Origin of the sequence: Actinopolyspora mortivallis DSM 44261 (assembly GCF_000384035.1) — a bacterium.
Taxonomy (GTDB): Bacteria; Actinomycetota; Actinomycetes; order Mycobacteriales; family Pseudonocardiaceae; genus Actinopolyspora; species Actinopolyspora mortivallis.
The window spans coordinates 3,999,539-4,006,125 of record NZ_KB913024.1 but is presented as its reverse complement, the minus strand read 5'-3'; the positions used below and the strand labels follow the sequence as shown (position 1 = coordinate 4,006,125).

The following is a 6,587-nucleotide window of genomic DNA, read 5'->3' as shown; positions in this document are numbered from 1 at the left end:
CAACGCATTGAGGCAGTGCGGGCGTAGTTCAATGGTAGAACATCAGCTTCCCAAGCTGAGAACGCGGGTTCGATTCCCGTCGCCCGCTCCAGAGACGAAGGCCCAGGTCAGGAGCTTACGAAGTTCCGGCCTGGGCCTTTCTCGTGCCACCACCGACCGGGCCACTCACCAACATGCCAACAACATCGCGCGATCATCGCACTTGCGTCAGTGGTTTCTTTCGTTGCGCTCGTTTTTCACTAACCGAAGGGGCGGTCCCCCGCCCGGCTGTTCGGACTCTGTGACGGCACGCAGCACGGCCGAAGCGTCGACGCGACGGCCGCGCCATTCCAGCCAGCGTGCCGACGCGAAGGCGATGACCTGTTCCCACAACTGCTCGCCGGATTCGGCGTAGTCGTGCCATTCGCGCGCCGTATCCGGCGTGAGCCGGCCTTCCGCCCACGGATCGGAGTACGCCGTCACCCGGCGTCCGGTGTTCACGTGGTCGGTGACCGCTCGAAGCAGGTCCTCCACCCTGGCAACCGCTTGATCCGTGGCGTGTTGCTCGCGGTCCCAGTTCACAAACACTGTCTTCTCCATTTCGGACTGCCTGTGGGAAGCGAGGTCTGCGGCGCCCTTCTGGGGAGCTGGGCGACCCATCCGGCTACCAACACACCGGCCAGCCACTCGCTGAGCCCCATCACTCGGCGGACATCGCGGATCAGCTCGTCGGCGAGCCGGTCCACTTCCGAACTTCGTTGTGCGATCGACGCGACCAGCATCAAGCGCTGAATGCTGCGGATGCGTCGCACCAACTTGTCGATCTCGGCGGCATCGAGCGAGTCCTCCGACCTGTGTGCCCGGTCATGCGGTGGGCTTCTCGTCGGACTTGTCAGCGGTCGACTTGACCGCCGACGCAGGCCTCTGCGGCTGGGGAATCGCTGCCTGACCCGGCGTGGCAATGCCCTTGGCCCGCACCGTGTAGCCGAGGTACTTGAACTTGTCGCCCATCACGCGCGGCTCGACGGTCATGTCCGTGAACTCCACCGGCCGCACCGACAACCCCGGAACCACCTGCACCGACTCCGGCGGAACCGGCTGCACCTCGGACAGCGCAACCACTGTCACCGAGGCATCGCACTCCTTTTCCGCGCTCGGATCGGAAACCAGAACCTTCCACCGCAACAGGCCCGTGCGCTCGTCCTTGCGCTGGTTGGCCTTCTTGCCACGGGTCGCGTCTCCGTTGGAGACGAACTCCATGTCCGAAAAGATCTCACCCTGCATCAACGCGCCCTGCGGAAACACCTGGTCGGACTCCACATCAAAGCGAGACCCGCGCTCGATCGTCATCGGTTTCGCTCCTCTCACAGCCGAGCTGCCTAGCCTGACTAGCATGATTAATCTACCTAACATGGCTAGCCATGTCAAAGCGTGGCTAGCCAGCTAGGCCAGAGGGGCTCTAACCTGAGCGCATGAGCCTTGATCCTGACGACCCTCGCCCGCCTTACATCCAGGTAGCGAGCGCGCTTCGAGCAGCGATCCTCACGCGGACGTATCAGCCAGGGGACCGGCTACCGTCCGGTGCCGAATTGGGCAGGCAGTACGGCGTGGCTCGCATGACGGCTCAGCAGGCTCTCCGGGTACTGCGCGAGGAAGGGTTGGTGACCTCGCGACAGGGAAGCGGCGTGTTCGTACGGGAGCGCACAGAGCGGCCTATCGGTCTGCGCCCGCACATCGAACGTGCCTTCGAAGCCGAGCACATTGCGATCGACTTCGCCGGGTTCTCCGGCGAGACGCTGCACGGCGTGATTCAAGAACCGCTGGACAAGATCCGGGTGGGACGGCTGACGCCGCAGTCGCTGAAGATTCGGATGCTGTTGCCGGACACGCAGAATCCGATGCCGCTGCCCTGCAAGGTTGACGGTCTGGAAGACAGCCCGGCGTTCCGCGCGCGGGCCGACGGCATCATGCGCAGGCACACCCAGGCGATCATGGACTCGGTGCAAGAACTGGGCTCGTTCGGCCTTGTCCCGGAGACTTCCGCCGAAGTGCGGGTTCACCCGACCGCGCCGCTGTTCAAGCTCTACGTACTGAACAACTCCGAGATCTTCTTCGGCTTCTATCCGGTCCGCGAGCACGTGGTCCCGCTGAATGGTGAGGACACACCGATCTACGACCTCATGGGCAAGGACGCGACGCTGTTCCAGCACGCCGCGGACGAAGACGAGGAATCCACGGGCAGCCAGTACGTCAAACAGTCGCAAATATGGTTCGAGTCGATGTGGACCACCGTCAGTCGAGAGTTCAAACCATGACCGAGCACAGCGCCGATCAGCGACGGTTGCGCGAGATTCTCACGACGAAGTCGTGCGTCATGCTCGATTTCGACGGACCCGTGTGCGCTGTGTTCACGGGTCTGGCAGCTTCGACGGTCGCGGCCCGCGCGCTCGATGCGATCCGCCACGCCGGATACGCCGACCTTGCGCAGCGGTGTGAAACGAACGATCCACTGGAGCTGTTGTCACTGCTAGCAGCCGATGGCCCCGAGCTTGTCGAGGACGTCGAAGCGGTTGTTCGGAGCTCGGAGATCGAAGCCGTTTCCAGCGCGGCACCGACGCCCGGAGCGGTCGAGCTGATCGAGCGCTGCCACGCTTCCGGACGGTCGCTGTGCATCGTCAGCAACAACGCCGACAGCGCCGTGTCTGCCTATCTGGCCGAACACGGGCTTACCGACCCAGTGGATGCCATCGCGGCACGTCGACCGGACGATGCCACCTACCTGAAACCGGACACGCGGCTTCTTCAGCGTGCGGCCGAGGCGACCGGCACCAGTCCCGCCGCCTGCACGCTGGTCGGAGACTCACCGAGCGACGTCAAGGCCGCGCATGCTTTCGGTGCCCCCGCGATCGGCTACGCCAACAAGCCCGACAAGTTCGAGAGGCTCACCAACGCCGGAGCCGACACCGTGACCGAACAGCTCAAACCCATCACCAGCACGCTATGACCCAGCCAGAAGCTCATCAGGTTGTCACGGTGTCCACAGTGTCCAAGATCCTTTCCCAAGGAAGGTCTTTGTCGGGTGGTGCGCTTCGCGGTTCGTGCAGCGGCCAGTACTCGTCACCGGTCAGCAGGTGCACGCCCGCACGCTCCAAGGCGCAGATGTGGGAGTCCCAGGCGGGTTGTCGTGCGTGCGCGGCGTTGATCCTCGGGAACACCACGATCGGCACGGACCGAGTACCGATCGCTTCGCACACGGTCGTCAGTGCCTGGTTGTCGGCCAGTCCGAGCGCGAGCTTGGCGACCGTGTTCGCGCTCGCGGGGCAGACGAGGAAGCAGTCGACCGGCGGGTGCGGACTGGCCTCACGCGGCATCCTCGGAGCCACCCGGCACGGCAGTCCCGTCGCTGCCTCGATCCGTTCCCGCTCCCCGGTGTCCTCCAGCCACGTTCCTGCCGTGGGTGTGAGTGTGACCGCCACCCGCCACCCGCGCGCGATCGCGGGCTCGACCAGGGCTGTGCGGATGTTCTCCAGTCCACCGGCCGCGGAGCCAATTAGTCCCAACCTCACTGATATCAGCCTCACTGACCTTGGGCAGAGAGAAACTCTTCCAATTCCTGATGGCGAAATTGATACCCAGAACCAGATTGTCTCAAAATACCGGAGTCATAACACCACGCAAGGAATTTATTCAACCTCAACGGAAACCCGAGTGTCCAACCATAAAAAACGGCAATCACATAGCGCATATATGCCGACGAACAAACAGCACCCAAGACGCACATCATTCCATACAGAACAGCAACTCGCACGCCATAAATAGTCGAGTAATACAAGACCGCATAAGCGCCTAACACAAATCCAATTACCAACGAAAACCTTCTATCATTAAATAGCGGATCCATTGGCCGTTTCACACCTATCGGAACTGCCTCCGACGATGCCGTATATAATACTGCGATTGCTCCAATACTAACACCGACACCAACCCCCAAAGGAATACTATAAGCAGCTGCAGAAACCAAGCCAGCAATAATTCCAACTCCTGTACCAATTGAAGCACCGATAAGTCGAATCGGATTTCGCAAGCTACGTATCTGAAGACTAACTGGCTTACTAGCGCGAATCGATCGCTTCAGCGCGAAAAACACGATTGTCCATCTGTTAGCAGCAATCGCAACTACTGTCAGCCATCCCAGTTGAAGCTCGACGTAATCCAAAAATCCAACGTAGCCAGCAAGGCCGAACGGAATTTGCATAACTGTGATCGTGATGGCACTCTGCCATAGTAATACGTGTCTCGGTCCAATTAAACGCCACCACTCGTAAAGAACGATATCCGTTTTGTAGTGATCGTATTGACTAGGAATTTTCTTTATCATAGCGAGCCGCCGGAGCCACCTCATTGCGGAAAACGGCGTGTACTTTCCACGCTCGAAAATGCGAGCTCGTGCTTCAATAAATGCGCTCATCAGCACATTAAATACGCGATCGTAATAACCACGGCTCAGCGAGTTATCACCATTGATCTCGTTCTCACTAGGAAGCAGATTCCTAGGATCCCCCCCCGCCTCGTTGAAATGCGACAGCGGCGGTCAGTCTCCACGGGGTCCCAAGGGCATTAACTAGATAATCATTTTGGGACTCTTCCAAGTCGTTAAATACAGGCTTCCAATCGTAAAAATCATCCTCGTCCTGACATTGAAGCTCCAAGTAGTCGACAATCTGAGACCGCCCTAATGGTTGAACTATAATTTCTGAAGCATTCCTCACCTTTCGAATCAACTTATCGTAGTAACTTGGTCCAGATCTACAAATGACGACTATACTAGAGTCCGTCTTCTCGGCTATATAATCATTAATCAGTTCAACTGCTTTTATTGCCCTCCGCTTTTCATTGGAGAAATCCATCTCATCCAGCCCATCCAAGATAGGCGTGATCCACCCTTCTGAAACTAACTGTAAAGTAATCTTACTACTTAAGTTGAATCGTTTTGAAATTTCGCGACTCATCCATTCTGTAAGGCTTGTTTCACTTGGATCCCACGATCCAAGCTGCAAGAGCACGGGTACTCGCGGCCCACTAGTACCATGGAACTCATGCTTATTCACATTTATGTTACGTAACAGATCCACCGCAAGACGCACGGCAAGTACGGTCTTGCCGACACCAGGCCTACCCAATATTACTAAACGTCCAGAAGCGTCTCTATTGTAGTAATCCATTATTTCTTTATAATCCCGCGGCTCTGGCTTCTTTCTCTATTTATTCCGCTTACCCCTTCCTCTATAGTTTTTTTCCGTTGGAGTAAACTCTGCCTGAGCTGGCCTATTGTCGCGCGAATCAGTGCCCAGCAAATGCGACAAGAATCTATTCTGTTGCTTCAATTCCTCTTTCGCTAGCATAGATGCCAGTTCTGCAAGGTTCCTATTTGTTGATCTGCTTATTGCACCTATTTTGTCAGCAATGACGATAATTACTCCCACAGCGGCGACGGTAAGCGAAAGGATGTTTGCCCAACCAACATAATTATTGAATGATACACCGTCGCCAGTACTGAGGAGAGCCGACAATGGCAGCAATGCAGCTGGAAAGCCCAAACCTATGCCAACAACCACCCATCCAACAATCCTCACTTTCTGATATTGATATTCCAACATAACTGCAACCACACACCTCATACAAAGAACATTTAAAATAATATTATACGAATAATTAATATCTTGCCCGAAAGTATATTACCGGGACATACCAGGATATCTGTCCACTACCTACGTATATCACCCATTTGGAGCATTCTCTCAGTATTAGTCAAAACCCTCCAGACCTGCTCATCAAACTTCGAAAGGCTGCCGAATTTGGCTCTACGGGATCAAGGCGCGCCGCCTGGGCATGGCTCTTACGCGTGCGGCCTGACGGCCGTTCGCGCGCCAGCCAGCCGCCCGGCGACGGCCGGAACGGCACGCTGAACCAGAGCAAACGTCGTCCACGTCCTCTGCCTCTGCCACGCAGTCTGTCTGTATCGATGCCGTGTCTGCCGCAGCCGTGTACCGCTGAGCCCGGCGATCGCTGCCGCGTCTGTGGACATCGGGGCTCGTTGACCGAGCCGCGCTGACCACAGGCTTGTCACATAGCCCTTGAAGATTCTCTGACGAGCGGTACAGCAACGAGGACTACACCCCTAGAGTTTCGCACATGGACGACGCCACAGCCTTGTCGGAAACCCCCGACCCTATCCCCGTTTATCCGTGGAATGGCGCTCCCGAAGGTTTCAAAACCGAAGCTCAGCTCAGAGACGAAGACGGACGAGCACCCGGACCGATCCGTGCGATCCTGCTTCACGATCCACCCGTCCCGCTCTACGACATCAGAGAAGCCACGGAGCCCAGTAGCAAGAGTTGATCTAACCTCGGGCCACACAGGGGCCATTAAGGGTGGTCAACCACGGTCAATGGCGGTCACTCCAGACCACCTTGCGCCGCAGGACAGGAGCCGTGCGCGGACGCGAGTATCAGTTTCCCAAGCTGAGAACGCGGGTTCGATTCCCGTCGCCCGCTCCAGAGACGAAGGCCCAGGTCAGGAGCTTACGAAGTTCCGGCCTGGGCCTTTCT

Annotated in this window: 8 protein-coding genes and 1 tRNA gene; 3 read left to right on the top strand and 6 right to left on the bottom strand. The window is 57.6% G+C overall.

Going from position 1 to position 6,587, the window contains the following annotated elements; genetic code table 11:
* The first annotated feature begins 17 nt into the window (after positions 1-17).
* A tRNA-Gly gene (locus tag ACTMO_RS0118775) sits at positions 18-91 on the top strand.
* 116 nt (positions 92-207) lie between these two features.
* Here ACTMO_RS0118775 and ACTMO_RS0118770 read toward each other — a convergent pair.
* Positions 208-579, bottom strand: coding sequence for a hypothetical protein (locus ACTMO_RS0118770; RefSeq protein WP_157062959.1), 372 nt, complete (start codon positions 577-579; stop codon positions 208-210).
* Positions 580-843: 264 nt separating this feature from the next.
* Positions 844-1,329 (bottom strand): hypothetical protein, encoded by a 486-nt coding sequence (locus tag ACTMO_RS0118760; protein ID WP_019856216.1) that lies wholly within the window; start codon positions 1,327-1,329, stop codon positions 844-846.
* Between the two features lie 122 nt (positions 1,330-1,451).
* On the opposite strand from ACTMO_RS0118760, the gene ACTMO_RS0118755 reads away from it, so the two are divergent.
* Positions 1,452-2,294: a GntR family transcriptional regulator gene (locus ACTMO_RS0118755; RefSeq protein ID WP_026449396.1), complete on the top strand. Its 843-nt coding sequence runs from the start codon at positions 1,452-1,454 to the stop codon at positions 2,292-2,294.
* Positions 2,291-2,983 (top strand): HAD family hydrolase, encoded by a 693-nt coding sequence (locus ACTMO_RS0118750; protein ID WP_019856214.1) that lies wholly within the window; start codon positions 2,291-2,293, stop codon positions 2,981-2,983. The genes ACTMO_RS0118755 and ACTMO_RS0118750 overlap by 4 nt, the downstream gene beginning before the upstream one ends.
* 16 nt (positions 2,984-2,999) lie before the next feature.
* Here ACTMO_RS0118750 and ACTMO_RS0118745 read toward each other — a convergent pair whose 3' ends face one another.
* The 4 genes from ACTMO_RS0118745 to ACTMO_RS23165 all read right to left on the bottom strand — a co-directional run bounded on the left by ACTMO_RS0118745 (position 3,000) and on the right by ACTMO_RS23165 (position 5,648).
* Entirely contained in the window at positions 3,000-3,551 is a 552-nt protein-coding gene (locus ACTMO_RS0118745) for a flavoprotein (RefSeq protein WP_425394332.1), read from the bottom strand.
* A 5-nt stretch (positions 3,552-3,556) separates the two neighbouring features.
* Complete coding sequence (locus ACTMO_RS23170) at positions 3,557-4,447, bottom strand: hypothetical protein (RefSeq protein ID WP_157062958.1); 891 nt, start codon at positions 4,445-4,447, stop codon at positions 3,557-3,559.
* Between the two features lie 82 nt (positions 4,448-4,529).
* Complete coding sequence (locus ACTMO_RS22635) at positions 4,530-5,201, bottom strand: NACHT domain-containing protein (RefSeq protein WP_084792239.1); 672 nt, start codon at positions 5,199-5,201, stop codon at positions 4,530-4,532.
* Positions 5,202-5,237: 36 nt separating this feature from the next.
* Positions 5,238-5,648 carry a hypothetical protein gene (locus tag ACTMO_RS23165; protein WP_157062957.1) on the bottom strand — a complete coding sequence of 137 codons (411 nt, stop codon included), beginning with the start codon at positions 5,646-5,648 and terminating at the stop codon, positions 5,238-5,240.
* Between the last annotated feature and the right edge of the window lie 939 nt (positions 5,649-6,587).

Bases quoted from the DNA above. Each gene is read 5' to 3' on its own strand.
- ACTMO_RS0118750 (WP_019856214.1), top strand. From the start codon at position 2,291: ATGACCGAGCACAGCGCCGATCAGCGACGGTTGCGCGAGATTCTCACG.
- ACTMO_RS22635 (WP_084792239.1), bottom strand. From the start codon at position 5,201: ATGGATTACTACAATAGAGACGCTTCTGGACGTTTAGTAATATTGGGT.
- ACTMO_RS23170 (WP_157062958.1), bottom strand. From the start codon at position 4,447: ATGAGCGCATTTATTGAAGCACGAGCTCGCATTTTCGAGCGTGGAAAG.
- ACTMO_RS0118755 (WP_026449396.1), top strand. From the start codon at position 1,452: ATGAGCCTTGATCCTGACGACCCTCGCCCGCCTTACATCCAGGTAGCG.
- ACTMO_RS0118770 (WP_157062959.1), bottom strand. From the start codon at position 579: ATGGAGAAGACAGTGTTTGTGAACTGGGACCGCGAGCAACACGCCACG.
- ACTMO_RS0118760 (WP_019856216.1), bottom strand. From the start codon at position 1,329: ATGACGATCGAGCGCGGGTCTCGCTTTGATGTGGAGTCCGACCAGGTG.